This window comes from Campylobacter sp. CFSAN093249 (assembly GCF_011067895.1).
Lineage (GTDB): Bacteria > Campylobacterota > Campylobacteria > Campylobacterales > Campylobacteraceae > Campylobacter_D > Campylobacter_D jejuni.
The window spans coordinates 52,219-76,409 of record NZ_JAAMWM010000007.1; the positions used below are offsets into that span (position 1 = coordinate 52,219).

At 29.9% G+C, this 24,191-nt stretch carries 24 protein-coding genes and 1 tRNA gene; 23 read left to right on the top strand and 2 right to left on the bottom strand.

Going from position 1 to position 24,191, the window contains the following annotated elements; all coding sequences use genetic code 11:
* Window positions 1-40: 40 nt before the first annotated feature.
* Together FBF10_RS07445 and putP are read left to right on the top strand one after the other, a co-directional pair.
* Window positions 41-3,529 carry a proline dehydrogenase family protein gene (locus FBF10_RS07445; protein ID WP_020247125.1) on the top strand — a complete coding sequence of 1,163 codons (3,489 nt, stop codon included), beginning with the start codon at window positions 41-43 and terminating at the stop codon, window positions 3,527-3,529.
* A 17-nt stretch (window positions 3,530-3,546) separates the two neighbouring features.
* Window positions 3,547-5,016, top strand: coding sequence for a sodium/proline symporter PutP (gene putP, locus FBF10_RS07450; RefSeq protein WP_002887731.1), 1,470 nt, complete (start codon window positions 3,547-3,549; stop codon window positions 5,014-5,016).
* Window positions 5,017-5,031: 15 nt separating this feature from the next.
* Here putP and yedF read toward each other — a convergent pair whose 3' ends face one another.
* Together yedF and yedE are read right to left on the bottom strand one after the other, a co-directional pair.
* A complete protein-coding gene (gene yedF, locus FBF10_RS07455; RefSeq protein ID WP_002851188.1) occupies window positions 5,032-5,259 on the bottom strand; it encodes a sulfurtransferase-like selenium metabolism protein YedF in 228 nt (75 codons plus the stop codon).
* Window positions 5,260-5,262: 3 nt separating this feature from the next.
* Entirely contained in the window at window positions 5,263-6,471 is a 1,209-nt protein-coding gene (yedE, locus tag FBF10_RS07460) for a selenium metabolism membrane protein YedE/FdhT (protein WP_002851361.1), read from the bottom strand.
* 139 nt (window positions 6,472-6,610) lie between these two features.
* Between yedE and FBF10_RS07465 the strand changes: the two genes are divergently transcribed.
* From FBF10_RS07465 to rpsI, 21 genes are all read left to right on the top strand, one after another.
* Window positions 6,611-6,708, top strand: a tRNA-Sec gene (locus FBF10_RS07465).
* 27 nt (window positions 6,709-6,735) lie between these two features.
* The gene (locus tag FBF10_RS07470) at window positions 6,736-7,986 is read left to right on the top strand and encodes an adenylosuccinate synthase (RefSeq protein ID WP_002855302.1); all 1,251 of its coding nucleotides are present in this window, start codon (window positions 6,736-6,738) and stop codon (window positions 7,984-7,986) included.
* Complete coding sequence (locus tag FBF10_RS07475) at window positions 7,983-8,411, top strand: flagellar export protein FliJ (RefSeq protein ID WP_002797496.1); 429 nt, start codon at window positions 7,983-7,985, stop codon at window positions 8,409-8,411. The genes FBF10_RS07470 and FBF10_RS07475 overlap by 4 nt, the downstream gene beginning before the upstream one ends.
* Window positions 8,404-8,922, top strand: a complete 519-nt coding sequence (locus FBF10_RS07480; RefSeq protein ID WP_002851265.1) for a MotE family protein — start codon at window positions 8,404-8,406, stop codon at window positions 8,920-8,922. The genes FBF10_RS07475 and FBF10_RS07480 overlap by 8 nt, the downstream gene beginning before the upstream one ends.
* Before the next feature lie 92 nt (window positions 8,923-9,014).
* A complete protein-coding gene (locus FBF10_RS07485; protein ID WP_002851269.1) occupies window positions 9,015-9,566 on the top strand; it encodes a DUF507 family protein in 552 nt (183 codons plus the stop codon).
* Window positions 9,566-10,684, top strand: coding sequence for a glutamine-hydrolyzing carbamoyl-phosphate synthase small subunit (gene carA, locus FBF10_RS07490; protein ID WP_002851156.1), 1,119 nt, complete (start codon window positions 9,566-9,568; stop codon window positions 10,682-10,684). The genes FBF10_RS07485 and carA overlap by 1 nt, the downstream gene beginning before the upstream one ends.
* On the top strand, window positions 10,681-11,340 hold the full coding sequence (locus FBF10_RS07495) for a sulfite exporter TauE/SafE family protein (protein WP_002867237.1): 660 nt from the start codon (window positions 10,681-10,683) through the stop codon (window positions 11,338-11,340). Before carA ends, FBF10_RS07495 begins: the two co-directional genes overlap by 4 nt.
* Complete coding sequence (bumS, locus tag FBF10_RS07500) at window positions 11,337-12,548, top strand: butyrate sensor histidiine kinase-like phosphatase BumS (RefSeq protein WP_002851243.1); 1,212 nt, start codon at window positions 11,337-11,339, stop codon at window positions 12,546-12,548. Before FBF10_RS07495 ends, bumS begins: the two co-directional genes overlap by 4 nt.
* Before the next feature lie 2 nt (window positions 12,549-12,550).
* Window positions 12,551-13,231 carry a butyrate response regulator transcription factor BumR gene (bumR, locus tag FBF10_RS07505; protein ID WP_002858876.1) on the top strand — a complete coding sequence of 227 codons (681 nt, stop codon included), beginning with the start codon at window positions 12,551-12,553 and terminating at the stop codon, window positions 13,229-13,231.
* A gap of 124 nt (window positions 13,232-13,355) precedes the next feature.
* Complete coding sequence (gene ccoN, locus FBF10_RS07510) at window positions 13,356-14,822, top strand: cytochrome-c oxidase, cbb3-type subunit I (RefSeq protein ID WP_002860335.1); 1,467 nt, start codon at window positions 13,356-13,358, stop codon at window positions 14,820-14,822.
* 12 nt (window positions 14,823-14,834) lie between these two features.
* Window positions 14,835-15,500 carry a cytochrome-c oxidase, cbb3-type subunit II gene (ccoO, locus tag FBF10_RS07515; RefSeq protein ID WP_002855439.1) on the top strand — a complete coding sequence of 222 codons (666 nt, stop codon included), beginning with the start codon at window positions 14,835-14,837 and terminating at the stop codon, window positions 15,498-15,500.
* Window positions 15,501-15,504: 4 nt separating this feature from the next.
* The gene (locus FBF10_RS07520; protein WP_002851307.1) at window positions 15,505-15,768 is read left to right on the top strand and encodes a cytochrome c oxidase, cbb3-type, CcoQ subunit; all 264 of its coding nucleotides are present in this window, start codon (window positions 15,505-15,507) and stop codon (window positions 15,766-15,768) included.
* A complete protein-coding gene (locus FBF10_RS07525) occupies window positions 15,768-16,631 on the top strand; it encodes a cbb3-type cytochrome c oxidase N-terminal domain-containing protein (protein ID WP_002851306.1) in 864 nt (287 codons plus the stop codon). The genes FBF10_RS07520 and FBF10_RS07525 overlap by 1 nt, the downstream gene beginning before the upstream one ends.
* Window positions 16,628-16,849 (top strand): DUF4006 family protein, encoded by a 222-nt coding sequence (locus FBF10_RS07530; protein ID WP_072224426.1) that lies wholly within the window; start codon window positions 16,628-16,630, stop codon window positions 16,847-16,849. The genes FBF10_RS07525 and FBF10_RS07530 overlap by 4 nt, the downstream gene beginning before the upstream one ends.
* Complete coding sequence (locus FBF10_RS07535; protein WP_002868225.1) at window positions 16,846-16,947, top strand: hypothetical protein; 102 nt, start codon at window positions 16,846-16,848, stop codon at window positions 16,945-16,947. Before FBF10_RS07530 ends, FBF10_RS07535 begins: the two co-directional genes overlap by 4 nt.
* Window positions 16,944-17,543 (top strand): hypothetical protein, encoded by a 600-nt coding sequence (locus FBF10_RS07540; protein ID WP_002887732.1) that lies wholly within the window; start codon window positions 16,944-16,946, stop codon window positions 17,541-17,543. The genes FBF10_RS07535 and FBF10_RS07540 overlap by 4 nt, the downstream gene beginning before the upstream one ends.
* On the top strand, window positions 17,530-18,051 hold the full coding sequence (locus FBF10_RS07545; RefSeq protein ID WP_002877447.1) for a FixH family protein: 522 nt from the start codon (window positions 17,530-17,532) through the stop codon (window positions 18,049-18,051). Before FBF10_RS07540 ends, FBF10_RS07545 begins: the two co-directional genes overlap by 14 nt.
* Window positions 18,048-20,414: a PD-(D/E)XK nuclease family protein gene (locus FBF10_RS07550; RefSeq protein ID WP_002887736.1), complete on the top strand. Its 2,367-nt coding sequence runs from the start codon at window positions 18,048-18,050 to the stop codon at window positions 20,412-20,414. The genes FBF10_RS07545 and FBF10_RS07550 overlap by 4 nt, the downstream gene beginning before the upstream one ends.
* Entirely contained in the window at window positions 20,411-23,176 is a 2,766-nt protein-coding gene (locus FBF10_RS07555; protein ID WP_002864468.1) for a RecB-like helicase, read from the top strand. Before FBF10_RS07550 ends, FBF10_RS07555 begins: the two co-directional genes overlap by 4 nt.
* A gap of 84 nt (window positions 23,177-23,260) precedes the next feature.
* Window positions 23,261-23,686: a 50S ribosomal protein L13 gene (gene rplM / locus FBF10_RS07560; RefSeq protein WP_002779321.1), complete on the top strand. Its 426-nt coding sequence runs from the start codon at window positions 23,261-23,263 to the stop codon at window positions 23,684-23,686.
* A gap of 2 nt (window positions 23,687-23,688) precedes the next feature.
* Window positions 23,689-24,078, top strand: a complete 390-nt coding sequence (gene rpsI / locus FBF10_RS07565; protein WP_002851459.1) for a 30S ribosomal protein S9 — start codon at window positions 23,689-23,691, stop codon at window positions 24,076-24,078.
* The last annotated feature ends 113 nt before the right edge of the window (window positions 24,079-24,191 follow it).

Sequence of the window (24,191 nt, forward strand, 5' to 3'; positions counted from 1 at the left end):
TATTATTTATTAAAATTTATTTTATCTTAGGAGATACGAAATGATACAAAAAGCTTTAGCCTTAGCTGAAGAATTACAAGGACAAATAGAAGCCAATATTTCAAATTCTGAAAAAGAATTTCATGCTAAAATGCAAAAACTTCTTAATAATCCCAAAAATAAAGTTATGCTTATAGAGCTTTTAGATCGTTCTTTTAGATGTAAAGATAAAAATGCAAGTTTTGAGCTTATAGAATATACTTTGAGTAAATATGGCATAGCGGATTTTTTTAGCACTTTTGAAAAATTCCTACTTTTTAGCTTTTTAAATTTTGGCAAATTTGCTCCTAATTTAAGTGTACCTTTTTTTGTCAAACATTTAAGAGAAGATACTAAAGCTATGGTTCTAGATGCAAATCCTAGTGTTTTAGAACCACATATTAAGAAAAGAAAAGAGCAAGATAAAATTACCTTAAATGTGAATTTAATCGGCGAAGAGGTTTTAGGTGAAGCTGAGAGTAAATATCGTATGCAAAAATACGAAGAAGCCTTAAAATCAAGCTATATCACTTATATTTCCATAAAAATTACTACTATTTTTTCACAAATTAATATTATAGATTTTAATTATTCTAAAGAAGAGGTCGTAAAAAGACTAGATTATCTTTATGCTTTAGCCTTAGAAGAAGAGAAAAAACAAGGTGTATCTAAATTTATCAATCTTGATATGGAAGAATTTAGGGATTTAGAGCTCACCGTTGCAGCTTTTATGGAAAGTGTGGCTAAATTTGATATTAAAGCAGGGATTGTTTTGCAAGCTTATATTCCTGATTCTTATAAGTATCTTAAAAAACTTTTTGCTTTTTCAAAAGAGAGGGTTTTAAAAGGTATGAAGCCTATTAAGATCCGTTTTGTTAAGGGTGCTAATATGGAAAGTGAAGAAACCATTGCGTCTCAAAGGGGTTGGGAGCTTCCTACTTTTTACAAAAAAATAGATACTGATAGTAATTATAATAAAATGCTTGATTTTATTCTTGAAGGAGATAATTATAAATACATCAACATAGGAATTGCAAGTCATAATATCTTTGAGATTGCTTATGCTTATACACGCATAAGTGAAGTGGGTGCTTTGGATTCTTTTACTTTTGAAATGCTTGAAGGTATGAGTTTGCAATGTTCTTATGAATTATCTAAAATGCATGATCTAATCCTTTATGCCCCAGTTTGCGATGAAGCACATTTTAACAATGCCATTGCTTATCTTGTAAGACGCCTTGATGAAAATACAAGTGAAGATAATTTTATGCGTTATTTTTTCAATCTTAAAGTAGGAGATAAGAACTGGAATATCCAAAAAGAACTTTTTTTAAAATCTTTAGAAGGCATAAAAACTCTTGATAATACTACACATCGTAAGCAAGATAGAAATAAAGAATCAAATATCATAAGTTCTTATGAAAGTAAAAAATTTAGCAATGAAAGCGATACGGATTTTATTTTAGCACAAAATAGAGCGTGGGCTAAAGAAATTAAAACTAAATATGAAAATTTAAAAGATTATGATGTTTATCCTGTTATAGGCGAACTTGATTTTAAAGCAGAAAATTTAAATGTTTTAGAAGTTAAAGATAAGATCAAAGATAGAGTTATAGGAAAGGCTTATTTAGCAGGAGAAAAAGAAATCAAACAAGCTTTAGAAGTAGCTAAAAATTCCAAATTTACACAAAAAAGTCATGATGAAATTTATCAAATTTTAGCCAAAAGTGCAAAACTGATGAGAGAAAGAAGAGGGGATTTGATAGGTTTGGCAGCTTTAGAAGTGGGCAAAACCTTTTTAGAGATCGATCCTGAAGTAAGCGAGGCTATTGATTTTATAGAGTTTTATCCGCACTCTTTAGAAGAGCTTAAAAAACAAAATCCAAAAGTTACATTCACACCTAAAGGTATAGGGGTTACCATAGCTCCTTGGAATTTTCCTATAGGAATTTCAGTAGGTACTATAGCTGCACCACTAGCCGCAGGTAATGTGGTGATTTACAAACCTTCTTCACTTTCAACTCTAACAGGTTATATGCTTTGTAAGTGTTTTTGGGATTCGGGTATTCCAAAAGATGCTTTGATTTTCTTACCTTCAAAAGGAAGTGATATTTCTAAATATTTACTTATTGATGAAGCGATTAAATTTTCAATTCTTACAGGAGGAGAGGATACTGCTTATGCCATGTTAAAAGCTAATCCAACCTTGCTTTTAAGTGCTGAAACTGGCGGAAAGAATGCGACTATAGTTTCTAAATTTGCTGATCGTGATAGTGCGATTAAAAATATCATTCATTCTGCTTTTAGCAATAGCGGTCAAAAATGTTCAGCTACTTCTTTGCTAGTCTTAGAAGAAGAGGTTTATCATGATGAAGAATTTAAAAAGACTTTAGTGGATGCTGCGAGTTCTATGGCAGTGGGCAATCCTTTTGAATTTAAAAATAAATTAGGTACTTTAGCTGATAAGCCAAGTTCTAAAGTTCAAAAGGCCTTAGATGAATTACAACCTTATGAAGAATGGGCATTAAAACCTAAGTTTTTAGAGGATAATCCTTATTTGATGACTCCAGGCATAAAATATGGCACTAAAAAGGGTGATTTTACTCATATGAATGAACTTTTTGTACCGATTTTAAGTGTGATGAAGGCTAAAGACTTAAAAGAAGCTATTGATATAGTAAATTCCACAGGTTATGGTTTAACTGCAGGTTTTGAAAGCTTAGATGAAAGAGAATGGGAGTATTTTCACACTCACATAGAAGCAGGAAATATTTATATCAATAAACCAACCACAGGGGCTATAGTGCTGCGTCAACCTTTTGGTGGGATTAAAAAATCAGCTATAGGTTTGGGTAGAAAAGTGGGAATTTATAATTATATCACTCAATTTTTAGAGATTAAGCAAGAAGATTTTGATGATCATTTAATTGAAGATAAATTTTCAAAAAAATTAGCACAAATAGATTTAAAAGAAGCACAAGATTTTATAAACAATTTAATTAAAATGTCTCAATCTTATGCTTATCATTATAAAAACGAGTTTAGTGTTTCAAAAGATTATGTCAATATTCGTGGAGAAGATAATCTTTTTTCTTATACTAAAATAAAGAATATGGTTTTAAGACTTTGTGGAAATGAAAGCTTAAAAGATGTTTTAGGTGTGGTTTTAGGTGCAAATATTGCAAATATTGATCTAAGTATCAGTTATGATGAACAAGATGTTAGTATGATAGAACGAATTGTTCAAAGCATAGGAGCAAAAGTATTGTTTTTAAAAGAAAATAAAGAAAATTTTATCAAGAGTATTAAAGAATATGAAAGAGTGCGTTATTTAGCAAAGCCAGATGTAAATGATGAGATTTATAAAGAGGCTGCAAAGCTTGCTAAAATCATTATAAGAGAAAAGCCATTATTAAATGGTCGTTTTGAACTTTTAAATTATTTTAATGAAAAAGCTTTAAGTATATCTTTTCATCGTTATGGAAATTTAGGCATTAGAGCAATATCTTAATGATCAAGGAGAGATTGATGGAAGTGGTTCAAATTAATACCCCAATAGCAGTGATGTTTGTAGTGTATGCCTTATTAATGCTTTATATAGGTTTTTATTTTTATAAGCAAAATAAAAATTCAGAGGATTATTTTCTAGGTGGGCGTACTATGGGGCCTATGATATCTGCACTTAGCGCAGGGGCTTCTGATATGAGTGGTTGGCTTTTAATGGGTTTACCAGGAGCTTTATATGTAAGTGGTTTTATAGATTCTTATATTGCAATTGGGCTTACTATAGGAGCTAGTTTAAATTGGATTTTTGTGGCAAAAAGACTTAGAATTTATACCAGTGTGATTGCAAATTCTTTGACTATTCCTGATTATTTTGAAACTCGTTTTGATGATGATAAACATATACTGCGCATTGTATGTGCGGTGGTAATTTTGATATTTTTTACCTTTTATGTTTCATCAGGGCTTGTAAGCGGAGCAAAACTTTTTGAAAGTACTTTTGGTATCAGATACGATTATGCTTTAACTACTGGAACGATTATTATTGTTGCTTATACTTTTTTAGGTGGATATAAGGCGGTTTGTTGGACGGATATGATACAAGGGCTTTTAATGATGATGGCTTTAATTATTGTACCTTTGGTTATGCTTTATCATTTAGGTGGTTTTGGTGAAGCGATGAATATAGTAAGAGAAATAAAGCCACAAGCTTTATCTATGGGCGAAGGAGTAGGAATTGTAAGCATTATATCTGCACTTGCTTGGGGTTTGGGTTATTTTGGTCAACCACATATTTTAGTGCGTTTTATGTCGATTCGTTCTACTAAAGATATTCCTATGGCCACTTTTATAGGTATTGCTTGGATGGCGGTTTGTCTTTTAAGTGCTTGTATGATAGGTATTTTAGGTATAGCTTATGTGCATAAATTTGAATTAAGTTTGCAAGATCCTGAAAAGATTTTCATCGTGATGTCGCAGCTTTTATTTAATCCTTGGATAGCAGGTATTTTACTCAGTGCTATTTTAGCGGCTATTATGAGTACGGCAAGTTCACAATTGCTGGTTTCAAGTTCTACTATAGCGGAAGATTTTTATAAAAAGATTTTTAGAGAAGATGCACCAAGTCATATTGTATTAAATTTAGGTAAATTAGGTGTTTTATTGGTAGCTGTAATAGCGTTTTTGATTTCTACTGATAAAAACTCAAGTGTTTTGAGTATAGTTTCTTATGCATGGGCTGGATTTGGAGCTTCTTTTGGTTCTGTAATGCTTTTTTCTTTATTTTGGAGTAGGATGACAAGAGTAGGAGCGATCTTAGGTATGATAACAGGAGCTGCTACTGTGGTGCTTTGGAAGAATTTTGCAAATTCAGGTCTTTATGAAATAGTTCCAGGGTTTTTAGTAGCTTCGGTGGTGATTATTATTGCAAGTTTGTTTACAAATGTAAGATCTGGAACTAAGGCAGCTTATGAAAAGATGTTAAAAGAGCTTTGAGAATAAAAGCCTTTTTTAAGGCTTTTGGATTAAAAATCTTAGTGTGGGTCCACTTTGATCGATTTCAAGCACTTTAAAACCACGGTTTTTTACATCTTGAGGTATGGAATTGATACTTTGTGGGCAATCGCAAAGCACTTCCAAAATTTCTCCACTTTTAAGCTTAGGTAAGACATCAAGTGTTGCTATAGCAGGATAAGGACAAGCTTCACCTTGTAAATTTAAACTATAAGTAATTTTCACTGTTTATCCTTTAAGTTGATTTTTAAAAAAGTGTTTTTTGTAAAATACTACAAAAACAAACATTAAGATGAATAAAATAAGGTTGATAAAAAATCCATTTAAATTGCCAAATTCAGTTAAAAGATTGATTTTTATACCTTCTTTAAAAGCTTTTGGTAAAAAGTCATAACTTAAAGCTAAAATCATAGTTCCTATTATATTTGCAATTCCTACTATTATAAAATGACTTTGTCCTTCAAAGGCACGATAAGTCCAACCACACTCGCAACCTCCGGCAAAAACTATACCAAAACCAAACAAAAATGCTCCCACAGCTACAGCAGGAGAAAGTTCTATGAGTTTGCTAGTATGACCTTGCAAGATAAAAGCAAAAGCGATTAAAGAGGCGATAATCATACCGATTAATGCGCCTTTTATAGCATTATCTCTACCAAATAAAAATAAATCTCTAAAGCAAGAAGTAAAACAAATTTGCCCTCTAGAAATAACAAAGCCAAAAACAAAACCAAAAATCAGTGCTAAAGCTAGAAGACTTTGTTTGTTTTGTGTGCTGATATTGCCATTTGTAAAAACAAGATAAAACACCCAAACTAAAAAGGCTATGAAAAGCAATATGCCTAAGTTAAAATATAATTTTGTACGCAAACTTTGCTTGTTTAACGGCAAGTTTTCTTTATTTACACGTTCTAATTTAGCTTTAGGTTTAAAAAAGGAAGTGTTGCAAATTTTCACTCCTAGATAAATTCCTAAAACCATAAAAACAGTAAAAAGCCAAGTGTGTAAAGAAAAATAAGGTAAACCTGTAAAAAAATTAGCTAAATTGCATCCAAATGCAAGTCTTGCTCCATATCCTGAAAGAATTCCACCTACTATTGCTTGAAAAATTCTTATATTGCTAGCAGGTAGACGAAATTTGACTTTGTTAGCTAAAAGTGCGGCTACTAAACAACCTATAAACATACCTATGAGCATAATACCATCAGTTCTTGTTAAAGGGGTTCCATTTAAATTTTGCTTTTGGTAATAAGAATATCCATCTAAATTCATACCTAAAAGCTCTAAAAACTCGCCACCCCAACGTGTCATTTCTCCAGTAACAGCCCAAACGCCACCAAAAATCCCAAAATACACTGCACTTAAAATTCCAAGTGCAATCATAGAACGGGAATTGTCCCAAAAATTGATTAAATATTTTTGTTTAAAAGAATTCAAAGAAAGATCCTAAAAATGTAATCATCAAAACTTGATGCTAAAAAAGAGTGAGATTATAGCTTAAATTTAATATGAAGTCAAAAAGAATATTGATAAATTTATTTTGTTTTTCATTAAAAATCGCTATAATTATCACTTTGGAAGATTAGCGTATCTGGTGATCGCCACTGACTTCAAATCAGATGAAAGGATAGTTGACTATTCTTTGGGGAGTTCGATTCTCTCATCTTCTCGCCAATATTAAGTAAAATCAAGGAAATTTTTATGAGCAAAGCAGATATTATTGTCGGCATTCAATGGGGCGATGAAGGAAAAGGTAAGGTAGTTGATAAATTATGTGAAAATTATGATTTTGTTTGCAGAAGTGCAGGTGGACACAATGCAGGACATACGATTTGGGTAAATGGTGTAAGATATGCGCTTCATCTTATGCCAAGTGGAGTTTTGCATCCAAGATGTATTAATATTATCGGAAATGGAGTTGTGGTTTCTCCTGAAGTATTGATTGCTGAAATGGCTCAATTTGAAAATTTAAAAGGTAGATTATATATCAGCGATAGAGCTCATTTAAATTTAAAACATCATTCTTTAATAGACATTGCAAAAGAAAAGCTCAAAGGCAAAAATGCCATAGGAACAACAGGTAAGGGTATAGGACCTTCTTATGCAGATAAGATTAATCGTACAGGACATAGAGTTGGAGAGCTTTTAGAACCACAAAGACTTTGCGAGGCTTTGATAAAAGATTTTGAAGCTAATAAAACTTTTTTTGAAATGCTTGAAATTGAAATTCCAAGTGCTGAAGAATTGCTTGCTGATTTAAAACGTTTTAATGAAATTTTAACTCCTTATATTACAGATACTACAAGAATGCTTTGGAAGGCTTTAGATGAAGATAAAAGAGTACTTTTAGAAGGAGCTCAGGGCTCTATGCTTGATATTGATCATGGAACTTATCCTTATGTTACAAGTTCAAGTACTATTTCAGCAGGCGCTTTAACAGGACTTGGGTTAAATCCTAAAGAAGCGGGAAATATTATAGGTATTGTAAAAGCTTATGCAACGCGTGTGGGAAATGGAGCTTTTCCTACTGAGGATAAGGGCGAAGATGGAGAAAAAATTGCGCAAATTGGAAAAGAGATTGGCGTAAGCACGGGACGCAAAAGACGCTGTGGATGGTTTGATGCGGTTGCTGTAAGATATACAGCAAGGCTTAATGGTCTTGATGCTTTATCTTTGATGAAGCTTGATGTTTTAGATGGTTTTGAAAAGATAAAAATTTGTCGTGCTTATGAATATAAGGGTATGGAAATCGACTATATACCAAGTGATTTAGAAAATGTTCAACCTATTTATGAAGAAATGGATGGTTGGGATAAAGTTTTTGGTATAAAAGATTATGATTTATTGCCAGAAAATGCTAAAAAATATATAGCAAGACTTGAAGAGCTTGCAGGGGTTAAGGTAAAGTATATTTCTACTAGCCCTGAAAGAGATGATACTATCATCTTATGAAAAGTAAATATAATTCTGTTGTAAAGGTAAGAAAACAACAACTTGATAAAGCAGAATCAAATCTTAATCAAGCCAAACAAAGACAGCTTGAACATGAAAAAGCTTATGAACTTTCACGCCAAGAGTGTGAAAGTTTAGGCGTATTGCCAAAATCAGGATCTATAGCAGAGTTAAGATCGAATTTAAGTATGGCACAAGTAGGACGCGAGGCTTTGGCAAGAGCTAAGGAGAAAGTAGAACTTTCTAAAAAAGAAATGAATCATTATCAGTTTTTATATCAAAAAGCACATTTAGATTATGAAAAAATGAAGGTTTTAGAAGCCGAGGAAATTAAACAAAAGCAAAAAGAACTTGCTAAGGCTGAAGAAAAATTTTTAGATGAAATTGCAATCAGTCGTTTTTTCAAAGGAGAAAAAGATGATTAAAAAATTTATATTGTTAGTTTTTATTTCAAGTGTAGTTTTTGGAGCTGAACAAGATTGTGAGCAGTATTTTGAAGCTAGAAAAGCTCAAATTGAATTGCAAACTAGAGAATTTGATGAAGCAAGACAATCTTTAGAAGCTTATAAAGCCTCTTTTGAAGCTTTGCAAAAAGAAAGGCTTGAAAATTTAGAAAAAAAAGAGGCTGAGGTTAATGCGACTTTGGCAAAAATTGAAGAATTAAAGCTTGAAAACGCAAGGCTTGTAGAAGAACAACAAAAGATTTTAAATTCAATCAATGATAAAACACAAGGTAGGGTTAAAGAAATTTATTCCCAAATGAAAGATGCAGCCATTGCAGATGTTTTAAGTCAAATGGATGCAGAGGATGCAAGCAAAATAATGCTTTCTTTGGAATCGCGTAAAATTTCAGGTGTTTTATCTAAAATGGATCCAAAAAAAGCTAGCGAGCTTACTTTGCTTTTGAAAAATTTAGATAATAATGCTAGTAATTAGGTGATTAAAATAATGAAAATTTTTCATTTTTAACATTCTTTTACCAAAAATAAGCTATTATTTCAAACATTATCAAATAAAAGGTTTTTAAGATGCGTATAAAATTACCACATATTCCTTATATCGCAAATAAAATGATGTTAGATATAGCTAATTCTTCTTTTGTAGAAATTAAAGATCAATTAGAAAAGCTTAAGGTATGTATAATAGAAGTTTTAGAGAAAGATATTCTAAATGAAAGAAAATTAGATGAAAGAGTAAAAGAGCTTTTAGAGCAACAAGAAGATGAAATGGAGCTTATGCAAGTAGATCGTAAAAATATGTTTTGGCTTGTGAAGAAAAAGTTAGCTCCTGAATTTAATGTGATTTTAGATTCTGAAGATAGACATAATCATCTAGCGCATCAAATTTTAGAAGAACTTGTAGAGAATGATTATATTAATTTTATAGTGAGTGAAAATAGAGTTAAAAATTTAATCTTTTCAAGCATAGAGTCTTATCTTAAAATTTATGAAAAACTTGAAGATGAGGTTTATGAGAAAATTAGCAATTATAAAACAAAACCTATTCCAGGTAGCGAAGAATACGATCTTATCTTTGAAAAACTCTATCAAGAAGAGCTCAGAAAAAAAGGTATGTTTTAATGAAGGCTTATATTTATTTAGAAAATGATATTTTTTTAAGTGCTAAGGCTTTTGGAAAGAGCGGTACTTTTTTTGGAGAGCTTGTATTTAATACTTCTTTAACAGGGTATCAAGAAATTATTTCAGATCCTTCTTATGCAGGGCAATTTATCGTATTTTCCATGCCAGAAATTGGTATAGTGGGAACCAATGAAAATGATAATGAAAGCAAGGAAATTTTTGCAAGTGGTGTTTTAATGCGTGAATTAAGTTCCAGTTTTTCAAATTTTCGCGCTAAAGAAAGTCTGCAAGATTATCTTGAAAAACATGGAAAAATAGGAATTTATGAACTTGATACGAGATATCTAGTAAAAATGATAAGAAATAATGGCAATTTAAGAGCTGTAATTTCAACTGAAATTTCAAATAAAGAAGATTTAAAAATCGCCTTAGAAAAATCAGCAAAAATTGATGAAGTAAATTTTGTAAAAGAAGTTAGCACTAAGAAAAATTATTCTCATAAACAAGGCGTTTGGAACGCTAGTTTTCAAAAATTTAATGATGCTAAAAGAAGTGAGAAAAAAGTTGCTGTTATAGATTATGGTGTTAAAACAAATATCTTAAATGAACTTGTAGAAGTAGGTTTTGAAGTAGAAGTTTATCCATATAATGTTAAAGCAGATGAGTTGATTACTCTGTATAAAAAAGGTGAAATTCAAGGCGTGTTTCTTTCTAATGGTCCAGGTGAGCCAAGGATTTTAAAACAAGAGATTGCAGAGATTAAAAAACTTGCAGAAGCTAAAATTCCTATGCTTGGAATTTGCTTAGGTCACCAGCTTTTAAGTAATGCTTTTGGATATGAAACTTATAAAATGAAATTTGGACAACATGGAGCAAATCATCCTGTGATCAATCTTGATACAAAAACGGTAGAAATTACCGCACAAAATCATAATTATAATGTTCCAGAAGAATTAGCTCAAGTGGCTCATATCACTCATAGAAATTTATTTGGCGATAATGTTGAAGGAGTAAGATATAAAGACTATCCTATTATTTCAGTACAACATCATCCAGAAAGTTCTTCAGGTCCTCATGAAAGTAAGTATATTTTTAAAGAATTTATGAATTTGATGTGAGTATAGATTTTTTAGCTATTATCAGCGTTGCTTTTTTATCTAGTTTTGGACATTGCTATTCTATGTGTGGTGGTTTTAATTTACTTTTTATAAATTTGAATTCAAAAAGCAATAATTTATTTTTATTAACTTTTATTTATCATTTGTTTAGAATTTTTGCTTATATTGTTTTAGGGATAATTTTTGGGACTTTTGGGAATATCTTGGCAATCAATGCTAAGGTTCAAAGTTTGTCATTTTTTATTCTTGGTATATTTATGATGATTTTGGGTTTTGCTCTTATTTTTAGAGGCAATATGTTATCTTTTATTGAAAATAATGTTTTTTTTGATAGTTTTGTAAAGAAAATTATTAAAAAATCTAAAAATTTTAAAGGATTAAAATCAGCCATATTTTTAGGATTTTCAAATGGTTTTGTTCCTTGTGGATTGGTGTATTTTTTTATAGCCAATGCAATGAGTAAGCAAAATATTTTTGAAGGTATTTTGGTAATGATGATTTTTGGAATATCAACTTTACCTGCGATGTTATTTTTTTCTAAAATTTCACAGTTTTTTAGTGATTTTTTGAAAAATTTATTTAATTATTTATCGTATGGCGTTATTGTTTGTTACGGTATAAATCTTGCCTATATAGGTTTTAAGGCTTTTCAATGAAAGATTTTTTTAAAGATCAGTTTTTTAAAGCTCTTGAAAAAAATACAATTTTTTCAAGAGCTGATGTTCAAGGAAATTTAATTTTTGTCAGTGATAAACTTTGTCAAATAAGTGGATATAGTAAAAAAGAGCTTATAGGAAAAAAACATTCAATATTTAAACATCCAGATGTTGAGGAATGTTATATTGAAGAACTTTTAAAAAAACTTTCATATAAAAAACCTTATCAAGTTATTTTTAAAAATATTGATAAATTAGGCAAAACTTTCTATCTTGAAACTTTATTAATCCCCATATTGGATAAAAATAATGAATTAATAGAAATAGTAGCATTCTCTCATGATGTTAGTAATTCTTTTAAGCTTAATGAAGAGCTTGCTCTAAATCACGCTAAATTAAGAGAATTAAGTATTAATCTTGAAAATACAGTTAAAAATCACCAACAAGAATTTATACAGTTAGGTAAAAAATTTGAGAAAAAAATGCAAATTGCCTTGGAAAAAAATGAAAAAGATATTAAAATAGCATATGAAGAGATTTTGAAATCTTCATTAGAACAAATGATTAGCGATATAGCACATCAATGGAGACAACCGTTAAATGAGCTCGGTATTGCCATGTTTCAAATGAAGCAAAATCTTAAAGATGAAAAAGGATTTGCTGAAATTTACTCACAATCAAAAGATATGATTAAAAATATGTCAGAAACAATTGATGTGTTTAGAACTTTGTTTAACAAAGGAGTAGAGCAGTGTGTATTTATAAAAGAGACTTTAAATAAAGCCTTGGAAATTGCTTTTGAAACTATAGAAAAAAATCATGTAAATATTAATATTGTTTCGAAAAGTGATTATGAAGTTTTGGCATATGAGAATGGTTTAATAAGAGTTTTTCTTAATTTGATTTTAAATTCAATAGAAGCATTTAAAAACAAAAAAAGGAAAATCATAACAATAAATTTTTCAAAATTTGGAAAAAATTATCTGAAAATTACAATAAAAGATAATGCTGGTGGGATTGATAAAGAAAATTTAGATAAAATTTTTCAACCTTATTTTACAACAAAACATCCTAGTCAAGGTATAGGAGTAGGACTTTATATAAGTAGACAAATTATCGAAAGTTTCCAAGGAAAAATAAAAGTTAAAAATGGAAAAGACGGGGCTTGTTTTGAGATATTTTTAAAACTAAAAGAGAGGGTAGAGTAGAAATGTCACAAGAATGTAAAGAATTGATAATATTAGTAGTTGAAGATGAGGTTAAGGCTAGAGAATCAATGATTAATATATTAAGCGAACGCTTTAGTAAAGTAATCGGAGCTCAAAATGGAGATGAGGGGCTTAAAAAATTTAAAAAATTTAAGCCAGATTTAGTTATCACAGATATTGCTATGCCTATTATGGATGGACTGGATATGGCAAGAGAGATTAAAGAAATTTCAGATGATGTTCCAATTGTTGTTCTTAGTGCGTATTCAGAGAAAGAGAGACTTTTGCGTTCTATTGATATTGGTATAGATAAATATTTGATTAAACCTGTTGATATAGAAGAGTTGTTTAAAGTTTTAGATTATCTGATAGGTGAAAAAATTGAAGCAAATATGCTTGTAAAAATTTCTGAAGAATATCAATTTAACAAAACTAAACGAACTTTAATTTACAGTGGTGAAGAAATTGTTTTAACTAAAAAAGAATTGGCTTTTATTTCTTTGCTTTTAAAGCAACCTGGGGCTTTGGTTTTGCATGAAGATATTAAGAAAAATGTTTGGATAGGTGAACATGTGAGCGATACTGCTGTTAGAACTTTTATAAAAAGAGTAAGAGATAAAGTGGGTGAAGATTTTATAAAAAATGTGCCAAGTTTAGGTTATAAGATAAATATCAATAAATAAGACTGATTTAACCTTAAAATATAAAGCATAACAAATGATTAACAAAATTGTTGTTTTTAAGAAAAAATGTATAATTAATATTCTATAATATTCTCTTGTTATCAAAATTTTAAGGAGAAAGTCGATGCATCCAGGTAATGTATTAAATTACGACTATACGGTTACAAGATATTTTATGTTTGCGACCATATTGTTCGGCATTGTTGGTATGGCTATAGGAACTCTTATAGCTTTTCAAATGGCATATCCTAATTTAAATTATTTAGCAGGAGAATATGCCACTTTTTCAAGACTTAGACCACTTCATACTTCAGGTGTGATTTTTGGTTTTATGCTTTCAGGGATTTGGGCAACTTGGTATTATATAGGTCAGCGTGTTCTTAAAGTGAGTATGGCTGAGTCAAGATTTTTAATGGCTGTTGGTAAGCTTCATTTTTGGCTTTATATGCTTACTATGGTTTTAGCTGTTATATCTTTGTTTATGGGTGTGACTACATCTAAAGAATATGCAGAGCTTGAGTGGCCTTTAGATATTCTTGTTGTTCTTGTTTGGGTTTTATGGGGTGTAAGTATTTTTGGACTTATTGGAATTCGCCGTGAAAAAACCCTTTATATTTCTCTATGGTATTATATAGCTACATTTTTAGGTATAGCTATGCTTTATCTTTTTAACAACATGGAAGTACCAACTTATTTTGTTACTGGAATGGGTAAATGGTGGCATAGTGTATCAATGTATGCAGGAACAAATGATGCTTTAGTACAATGGTGGTATGGACATAATGCTGTGGCATTTGTATTTACTGTGGGTATTATTGCTCAAATTTATTACTTCTTGCCAAAAGAAAGTGGTCAGCCGATTTTCTCTTATAAACTCTCTTTATTTGCATTTTGGGGCTTAATGTTTGTTTATCTTTGGGCAGGTGGTCACCATTTGATTTATTCAACTGTACCTGATTGGATGCAAACTATGGGTTCGGTTTTCTCTGTAGTATTGATTTTACCTTCTTGGGGTTCAGCGATTAATATCTTGCTTACTATGAAAGGTGAGTGGAGTCAGCTTCGCGAGAGTCCGTTGATTAAATTTATGATTTTGGCATCAACTTTCTATATGTTCTCAACACTTGAAGGGCCAATTCTTTCAATTAAATCTGTTAATGCTTTAGCACACTTTACAGATTGGATTCCAGGACATGTTCATGATGGAACATTAGGTTGGGTAGGATTTATGACTATGGCTGCGCTTTATCATATGACTCCTAGAGTTTTCAAAAGAGAGCTTTATAGCAAATCTTTAATGGAAGCTCAATTTTGGATCCAAACCACAGGTATAGTTCTTTATTTTGCTTCAATGTGGATTGCGGGTATTACTCAAGGTATGATGTGGAGAGCGACAGATGAGTATGGTAACTTGCTTTATAGCTTTATTGATACTGTTGTGGCTATTGTTCCTTATTATTGGATTAGAGCGATTGGTGGATTGTTGTATCTTATCGGTTTCTTTATGTTTACTTATAATATTTACAAAACAATTGCTTGTGGAAGAGTGCTTGATAAAGAACCAAAAAGCGCTTCGCCTATGGCAGCATAAAAAGGAGAAAATATGTTTAGTTGGTTAGAAAAAAATCCATTCTTTTTTGCTGTAGCTGTTTTTGTAGTGATTGCTTATGCAGGCATAGTTGAAGTTTTACCAAATTTTGCAGAAAATGCAAGACCAATTGAAGGTAAAAAACCTTATACGGTTTTACAACTTGCAGGGCGTGCAGTATATATTAAAGATAGTTGTAATGCTTGTCATTCACAGCTTATTCGTCCATTTAAATCAGAAACAGATCGTTATGGTATGTATTCTGTAAGTGGTGAATTTGCTTATGATAGACCTTTTCTTTGGGGCTCAAAAAGAACAGGACCTGATCTTGCTCGTGTAGGAAATTATAGAACAGCTGATTGGCATGAAAATCATATGTGGGATCCTACTTCTGTTGTTCCAGATTCTATTATGCCTTCATATAAGCATATGTTTAAAAATAATGCAGATATTGAAACTGCTTATGCTGAGGCTTTAACTGTGAAAAAAGTTTTCAATGTTCCTTATGATACAGAAAATGGAACAAAACTTGGTTCTTGGGAGGATGCGCAAGCTGAAGTAAAAGCTGAAGCTCAGGCTATAGTTGATCAAATGAAAAATCAAGAAGTAAAAGATGCTTTTGCTAAAGGTGAAATCAAAGAAATAGTTGCTTTGATCGCTTATTTAAATAGCTTAAAGTAAGATGATGGAACATTTATCAATAGTTTTTGATGTGATTAAAAATTTAATCACATTTGATTTAGCAACAGTTCAAAAACATGAGTGGGAGATTTTCCAAGGTTATGGTTTTTTTGCACTCGTGATGTTTTTGTCAATAGTATTATATGCGTATTGGTATCATTTATATAGAACAGAAAAAAAAGGTGAGAGAAATTATGAAAATTATGCAAACCTTGCCTTAAAAGATGATATTGATGATAGTGTATTAGAAAGTAAAAGGAGTGCTTAATGCAATGGTTAAATTTAGAAGATAATGTTAATCTCTTATCTTTAATTGGAGCTATTCTTATCATTTTAATCACACTAGTTATTGTGGGTAGAATGTTTAAGCAAATGAAAGAAAAAAAAGGCGAGTCAGAGCTTAGTGAACATAGTTGGGATGGAATAGGAGAGTATAAAAATGCTGTTCCTACTGGTTGGGCTGTGGTATTTTTCCTGACTATTGTTTGGGCTATTTGGTATTTTCTATGGGGATATCCTTTAAATTCTTTTTCAAGTATAGGTCAATACAATGAAGAAGTAGCAACTCATAATACAAAATTTGAAGAAAAATTTAAAAATTTATCTCCTGAAGATAAAATAGCAATGGGTCAAAATATCTTTTTAGTTCAGTGTTCAGCTTGTCATGGAATTACAGGCGATGGTATCAATGGTAAAGCTCAAAATTTAAATATTTGGGGTAGCGAAGAAGGTATAATCAATGTAATTAAACATGGTTCAAAAGGTATGAATTTTCCAGGTGGAGAAATGCTTGGTGCTGCTGATTTAGGTGTGGCAGAAGAAGATATCCCTGCTATTGCTGCTTATGTAGCAAAAGATCTTTCAGCTATTAAGAAAACTGCAAATGAAAATTTAGTAGCAAAAGGTAAAGAAGCTTATGCAACTTGTGCAGCATGCCATGGAGAAGATGGAAAAGGTCAAGATGGAATGTTCCCAGATCTTACAAAATACGGTTCTGCAGCTTTTGTAGTAGATGTTTTACATAGTGGTAAGGCTGGTTTTATAGGAACAATGCCGAGTTTTCCAACACTTAATGATATTCAAAAAGAAGCTGTTGGCGAGTATGTAATTTCTCTTTCAAGGGGTGAATGATGGAAAATAATAATAGATGCGTGTTTTCTCTTTCAGGTGTTACAGGTATGTTAATTGCTACGGTTTTGTTACTTGCTATCTTAGTAGTTTTAACTATTTGGGGTCTTAAAGCTCAGCAAGAAGTGATGCAAAAGCCATATAGTCTTAAAGATGTACAAAGTGTAAAGATGTTTGGTTCAAAAGAACAAGATCATAGAAGTATAAAGGAAGCACAATGAGTAAGGCTTTGGAATATTTAATTGTTATTGGTTTAGTTGCTGCTGCTGCAATCACCGCTTGGTCGGTTTTGACCGTAAATCATCTTCATATAGGATGAAAAAAATATTACAAGATGGCTTTTTAGCCATCTTCTTCTTTGTTTTATTGCCTTCTAGGGTTTTTGCTCTTGATGCTGTACTTTTTAATGAAAATATTTTAAGTCAAAAAGTAAGCAATGAGATTAATCTTATAGGAAAAGAGCTTTACCAAAAAAGTAATATTTTTATCGGTGTTATGGTTGGTGATAAAACTGAAATTGAAACTTTATTAAATAAACAAAAAGAACTTCCTCAATCTTATATATTGCTTCTTTTGTCAAAAAATTCTCACAAAGTTGATATAGTGGGCTCAAAAGGTGCTTTAGCTTTGATTGATAAAGAAGCTGTACTTAGTCCTTATCCTGGAACAGGATCTATTTTGCCGATATTAGCTACAAATAAAGGTGATATTTATAATGCTGCTATACTTAATGGTTATGCAGATATTGTAGATCGTGTGGCAAAATCCTTGGGATTACAATTAGAACATTCTATAGGCAATGCAAATCGTGATACTATCAATATCTTAAGAATACTTATCTATGGATTTATTTGCTTTGCATTGTTATACTATGCACAAAGAAGAATAAAGAGGAAAAAAAATGTTAGAAACTAAAAAAAGTTTTTGGCCTTATGGTATTTTGCTTTCACTTTTGGCTATAATTATTGCTTGTATTGTAACGATTTTTATAGCAAGTCACCATCCTGTGTATGAGGATGATTTTTATTTTGACTCTTATCAAAATGTTGAAAATAATTACAATCAAATACAAAAACAACAAGTAAATTTTGATAAATTTTTTAAAGTAAATTTTCAAAATGATAAAATCACTTTTATTGGTAAAAGAAAAATTCCTAGTTATGAAGTGGATCAAAATTCCTATGTTGCAAATTTTAAAATTTCTGCATTACAAAATATAAATTCTGATGATTTAAAAGTTCAAGCTCTTCTTACAAGACCATTCACTAAAAATTTTGATCAAAAGTTAGAAGGACAAGTTAAAAATGGAATTTTAAGTATCGCTTTACCTAAACTAGATAAAGGTAGATGGGAGCTTAAGCTAAAGTTTTATGCAAATCAAGAAACAGTGGGTTTTTTTAGCTACGAATTAAATGCTCAATGAAATTAAGAATTTTTAGTTCTTCAAGACAAATTAGAGAGTATTATAACCAAAAAAAACAGCAAAATGCTTTATTAGATAGTGCTATTCATATAGGTGAATTTTTAGATAAAGTTTGTTTGAGCAATTTTCATAAGGCAAGTTCTTATGAAAGTTTGCTTTTAATGCAAGAAGCTTGTCTAAAAAGTAAGGATTTAGAAAAAAAACTAGGAATTTCGGTAGAATTTTTTGCTTTTTTGAAAAATAACGAATATCTTTTTTCTTTTTTTAAAGAACTTAGTTTAGAAAAAAAAAGCATAGAAGATCTTAAAAACAATGATTATTATGCTACCTATAATGAACATTTGGAAATTTTAGATGAGGTATATAAGAATTATCTTGCTTTGCTTGAAAAGAATTCTTTTTATGATGATCTTTCTTTGCCTAAAAATTACACTCTTAATAAAGATTTTTTAGATGAGTATGAAGCTATAGTTTATGATTTGCAAGGTTTTTTGAGTAAATTTGAAGAAAATTTATTAAGTGAAATTTCTCAGATTAAAGAAGTGGTTTTAAGTTTTAAAACAAGTAAATTTAATCTTGAATATCTTTTAAAACTTGATTTTTTAAAAACATTTGATTTAAAAATAAACACTCATTATGAAATCAATCTTTCAAAACAAGAGATTTTAAAAGAAGAAATTTTTAAAACAAAAAATTCAAAAATTAAACTCAAATCTTTTGAATTAAGGGCTTTACAATGCGCCTTTGTTATGGATGAAATTTCACATTTTGTACGCAAAGGTTTAAAGCCTGAAAATATTGTAGTTATAACTCCAGATGAAAGTTTTTGTGAGTTTTTAAGACTTTTTGATAAAGACAATATGCTTAACTTTGCAAGTGGAATTAGTATTAAAGAGAGTTTGTTTTATCAAAAATTTCAAGCACTTTATGAAAGTGCTAGTAGTGCTTCTTTTATTTATAAAAATCAAGAGGATTATTTTGAAGACACGCAGATGATTTTTGATTATCACAATACGCTTTTACATTCTTTAAAACTTGATTTTATAGAGTTTAAAAAGTATTTTGATGAGAAATGTGATTTTGAATATTTTGAAAAATTACTTGCTTTGTTTTTAGAAAATGAAAAGCAAGAGCTTATTTATTTGATACGAAAAGAACTTTATTTTATTAAAGATTTATTGAAAAATCAGTCTTTAACTCTTAAAGAGTTGATCCATCTTTTTTTCATGCAAATTTCACAACTTTCCCTTAGTGATGTAGGTGGAGGTAAGGTTACGGTAATGGGACTTTTAGAAAGTCGTGGGCTTTGTTTTGATGGAGTGATTTTGGTTGATTTTAATGAAGAATTTATTCCTAAAAGAAGTGTTAATGAGCTTTTTTTAAACAATGAAGTGCGTAAAAAAGCAGGATTGATTAGCTATGATAGAAGAGAAAATTTACAAAGATTTTATTATGAAAGCTTGATGAAGAATGCTTTAGAAGTAAGTATTTGCTTTGTGGAAAATGAAGAAAAAAGCAAATCACGTTTTTTAGATGAACTTGATTTTGACTTTTTTTATGAAACTTATATCCACCAAAAAGCTTATCTTAATGCTTTAAAATTAGACTATGAAGGCATAAAACCTAATCTAACTCCTATAAAAGCTCCTATTTTAAAGCATAATCCTTTCGAGTTTCCGCTTTCTTTTAGTCGTTTTAATTTATTGGAAAATCAAAAAAGAACTTATTATTATCGTTATATTTTAAATTTAGCAGAACCTAGGGTTTTAAGCGAGGAAAGCAAAGCGAAAAATCAAGGAAATTTTATCCATAAAATGCTTGAAATTTATTATAAAAATTATGCAAATAATGATTTTGATATAAAAGTTTTTGCAAATTTGTTGGATAAAGAATATCAAAAATACAATATCAGTGAACTTGATCTTGAAGTATTTAAATTAAAATTTATACAATTTGCTAAAAATGAAAAAGAGCATTTTTCAAAAGGCTTTTATGTCGCACATACAGAGCTTGAGTTAAACAATATTTTAAAGCTCGGAACAGATAGTATAAAACTTAAGGGTACTATAGATCGTATCGATAGTTCAAAAGAAGGTAATTTGATTATTGATTATAAAAGTGGAAAAGTGCCAAGTAATTCTTATCAACTTGCTTTTTACCAAGCTTTATATGATGAAAATGCAAGCGCGGGTTTTTATGATTTAAATAGTATGCAAATATTGCATCAAAAAGCCAAAAGTTTAGATGAGCTAAGAGAAAGACTTAAAGATTTAGTTCTTATGAGTAAGGAAGAAATAGAGTTTGAAAATGAACAAGATGAGTATTGTCCTTATAAACTCATTTATAAAAAGGAATTAAAATGAGTCAATTTGAGCCTTTTTTGGCATTAGAAGCGAGTGCAGGAAGCGGAAAAACCTTTGCCCTGAGTGTGCGTTTTGTAGCACTTATTTTAAAAGGAGCTAGGATTAATGAAATTTTAGCTTTAACTTTTACCAAAAAAGCTGCTAATGAAATGCAAAAAAGAATTATTGAGACTTTTTTAAACTTAGAAAAAGAAAATAAAACCAGTGAATGCAATGAACTTTGCAAGCTTTTAGGTAAAGATAAAGAAGAGCTTATTTCTTTAAGAGATGCTAAAAAAGAAGAATTTTTAAGAACAGAGTTAAAAATCAGTACTTTTGATGCTTTTTTCGGAAAAATTTTGCGTGTTTTTGCTTTAAATTTGGGCTTAAGTAGTGATTTTACAATGAGTGAAGAGAGGCTTGATGTAAGAGAGATTTTTTTAAAACTTCTTAAAAAAGATGAATTAAAAGATTTGGCTTATTATATTAATTTAGTTGATGAGAAAGAAAATTTTTTTAACGAGCTTGAAAAATTTTATGAGAATGCTTATTTTCAAAATCGTCCTAAAATTCTAAATCCAACTAAAGCTTATATCAATAAAGCTTATAGTGAGTTAAGAAGTTATTGTTTGGGTCTTACTCATGTAAAAAATTATAAAAATTTGTGTGACAATTTCAAAAGTGAAGTTTTAGATTTATCCGTGTTTATGCAATCAAGTTTTATGACAAAATTTGAAAGTACAAAATATTTACAAGATTTAGAAAGTACTAACTTGCATTTTAGTGCAAAAAGAATGGAGTTTATAAATGCTTTAAATACCTATGCCATAGAGCTTGAAAATTATAAAATTGCTAATTTAATGAATCTTTTAAATCATTATAGTGAAGCTAAAAATATATTTCATAAAGATAAAAATACCTTAAATTTCCAAGATGTGAGTAAAAAAGTTTATGAGTTAATAACCAGTGAATTTAAGGATATGATTTATTTTCGTTTAGATGGTTTTATTTCGCATTTGCTTATTGATGAATTTCAAGATACAAGCGTGATCCAATATCAAATTTTACGCCCTTTGATCGCTGAGCTTGTTTCAGGAGAAGGGGTTAAGAAAAATCGCACTTTTTTTTATGTAGGAGATAAAAAACAAAGTATTTATCGCTTTCGTAAAGGAAAAAAAGAATTATTTGATTTGTTAAAACAAGAATTTAGTCAAATTAAAAGTGATAATTTAAATACTAATTATCGTTCTAAAGAGCTTTTGGTTGATTTTGTTAATGAAACTTTTAAAGAAAAAATCAAAGATTATAAAGAACAATTTGCCTTAGAAAGTAAAAAAGGCGGTTTTGTGCGTATTGTGGAGTCTAAGGAACAAAAGGTTAAAAACCAAGCCCAAGAAATTAAGGAAAAGACTTTAGAAACTTTATTTGAGCAAATTAATTTTTTAAGATCTAAAAATATTTCTTATGATGATATTTGTATTTTGTGTTGGAAAAATAGCGATGCAGATATGGTTTTGGATTTTTTAAGAGAGCAAAATATTCCTGCATTTACTCAAAGTAATGTTTTGCTTGAAAATAAAGCAAGTGTAAGACTTGTTTTAGAATATGCTAAATATTGTATTTTTGGTGATGAGTTTTACTTGGTATTTTTAAAGGAACTTTTAGGTTTTGAGCCCAGAAAAATTACCCTTGATTTTTCAAAAAATGCTATGGAAAATGTACTTTTTTTAATAAAAGAATTAAAACTTGATTTAAATGATATCGCTTTAATACAATTTATCGAATATGCTAAAACTAAGGAGAATTTTTTAAAGCTTTTATTTGAGCCTTGTGCTTTGAAAATAGTAAGCGAACAAAATATGGGAATTAGTATTATGAGTGTGCATAAATCTAAGGGTTTGGAATTTGATCATGTGATTTTACTTGATAGTTTATCTAAAAACAATTCAAACAATGAAGATATCATGCTTGAATATGATATCAATCAAGGTTGGCAACTCCATATTAAAGATAAAATTCGAGAGCTTACTAAAGAGCCTATTTATACTCTTTTTAAAGAAAATATTACAAGAGCAAATTATGAAGATGATATTAATAAACTTTATGTGGCTTTTACAAGAGCTAAGGAAAGTTTGATCATCATAAAAAGAAATGAAGAAAGTGTAAATGGAAATTATCCAAGTTATTTTAAGGGGGGATTTTTAAATATACATTCTCAAGAGAGAGGTTTTTTAGAAAGCAAAGAACAAATTTTAAGTGTTAAAAAAGAAAGCATTCAAACTTTGCAAAAATTTGAAAAAATTACCTTGCAAGAAATTCAAAGCGAAGAAAGGCTTGATAGTAAAGAACTATATTTTGGAAATGCTTTTCACTTTTTTATGCAAAATTTAAAACTTCCTAAGGGTGAAAATTTTCAAATACTTACTCAAAGATGCAAGAGTAAATTTAGACATTTTTTAGATGAGAGTGATTTTGAAAAGCTTTTTAAAAGAATTGAAATTTTACTTAAAAATATTCAATTTCAAAATTTGATTGGTGATGGAAAGCTTTTAAAAGAACAAGCTTTGAGTTTTAATGGAGAAATTAAACAATTAGACTTGCTTGCTTTAAAAGATGAAGAAGCTTTTATAATTGATTATAAAACAGGTCTTGCTATGCAAGATAAACATAAAGAGCAGGTAGGAACTTATAAGATCGCCATTAGTGAAATTTTGCAAAAAGATAAAGTGCGTGCTTTTATAGTTTATTGTTTGGAAAATGAAATTCAAATTTTGGAAATATAAACTTTATTTTTACTTAAATTAAGTAAAAATTAATATTATTTTTTATACAATCACATTTTAAATTTTTGGCAAAGGTAAAAAATTATGACAAAGATAACAAAGCCAAACGAAGTAAAACGAGAATGGATTGTTTTAGACGCAGAAGGCAAACGCTTTGGTCGTCTTTTAACTGAAGTAGCAACAATTTTGAGAGGTAAAAACAAACCTTGCTTTACTCCAAATGTTGATTGTGGTGATTATGTAATTATCATCAATGCTTCAAAAGCTGTATTTACAGGTGCTAATAAAGCAGAAGATAAGCTTTATCATAGACATTCAGGATATTTTGGAAGTGTAAAAAGCGAAAAATTTGGTGATTTACTTGAAAAAAATCCTGCAAAATTATATAAATTAGCAGTTAGAGGTATGCTTCCTAAAACAAATTTGGGCAGAGCTATGCTTAAAAAATTAAAAATCTATGCGGGTAGTGAGCACCCACACACTGCACAAATTGCTAAAGAAGGAAAATAATCATGGCAACAACATACGCAACAGGTAAGAGAAAAACTGCTATCGCAAAGGTATGGGTAAAACCAGGTAGTGGTAAAATTAGTGTTAATGGTGTTGATTTAAACACTTGGCTTGGTGGACACGAGGCGATTAAGCTTAAAGTGGTTCAACCTTTACTTGTGACTAAACAAGAAACTTCAATGGATATTAAAGCAACTACTTTAGGCGGGGGCTATAGTGCTCAAGCTGAAGCTTTAAGACATGGAATTTCAAGAGCTTTAGCAGCTATGGATGCTGATTTTAGAGCCTTATTAAAACCTAAAGGACTTCTTACTAGAGATAGTAGAACTGTTGAGCGTAAAAAATATGGACGCCGCAAAGCAAGAAGAAGCCCACAATTCTCTAAACGTTAATATTTTTGGTGGGATTTTCCCACCTTTCTACAATTTTTTATAAAACTCATCCTTTTTTCTATCATTTATGTTATAATTGCAAAATTTAAATTTTTATTTTATAACACAATGAA